The sequence below is a fragment of the Streptomyces nanshensis genome (assembly GCF_001751255.1).
Taxonomy (GTDB): domain Bacteria; phylum Actinomycetota; class Actinomycetes; order Streptomycetales; family Streptomycetaceae; genus Streptomyces; species Streptomyces nanshensis_A.
On sequence record NZ_LJGW01000495.1, the window covers coordinates 1 to 753 of the forward strand.

Here is a 753-nt window from a genome sequence, read left to right on the forward strand (position 1 = left end):
GAGAGGACTTCCCAATCGTGATGTCAAGCCGCTGCTGTGACGGGAGGTGAATCGTGGTAGCACTGTCCGTCACGGATCATCGCCCAGAGGACGTTGAGGCGTCGGCGGGCGAGGGCCAGCAGGGCCTGCTTGTGGCCCTTCCCCTCGCTCCTCTTGCGCTGGTAGTACGTCTTGGAGGCGGGACAGCTCGTGGTGCTGACCATTGCCGACAGGTACATCGCTCGCAGCAGACCGCGGTGATATCGCCTGGGTCTGCGCAGGTTGCCGTTGACGCGACCGGAATCGCGGGGTTGAGGAGCCAGGCCGGCGAAGCCGGCCAGCCGGTCGGCGCTGCCGAAGGCGTTCATGTCGCCGCCGGTGGCGGCGATGAACTCGGCCCCGAGCTTGGTGCCCATGCCGGGCAGGCTGCGGATCACCTCGGCGTGCGGGTGGTCGAGAAACCGTGCCTCGATCAGGGCGTCGAGTTCAGCGATCTCCTCATCGAGGGCCATCACCCCCTTCGCGAGGCGGGCCACCATGGCGGCGGCCAGCTTCTCGCCGGGCAGCGCGGTCATCTGGGCCTGTGCGGCTTCGACCGCCTTCCTGGCGAGTGCGGCGGTGCCGCGGACCTTCCGGTTCTTCAGCCAGGTCTCGATCCGCCCGGCTCCGGCGCGACGGATCGCGGCCGGGGTCTGGTAGCCCGTCAGCAGCATCACCGGACCCTTGTTGACCAGGTCCAGCGATCTCTCCAGCGCGGGGAAGATCTCCAGCAAC

1 protein-coding gene is annotated in these 753 nt (G+C 68.1%); it reads right to left on the reverse strand.

The genetic code is table 11. From position 1 onward, the window contains the following. Nucleotides 1-23 precede the first annotated feature (23 nt). The coding region (locus AN218_RS29035; protein ID WP_141747731.1) for a transposase at nucleotides 24-753 on the reverse strand (730 nt) is incomplete at its 5' end.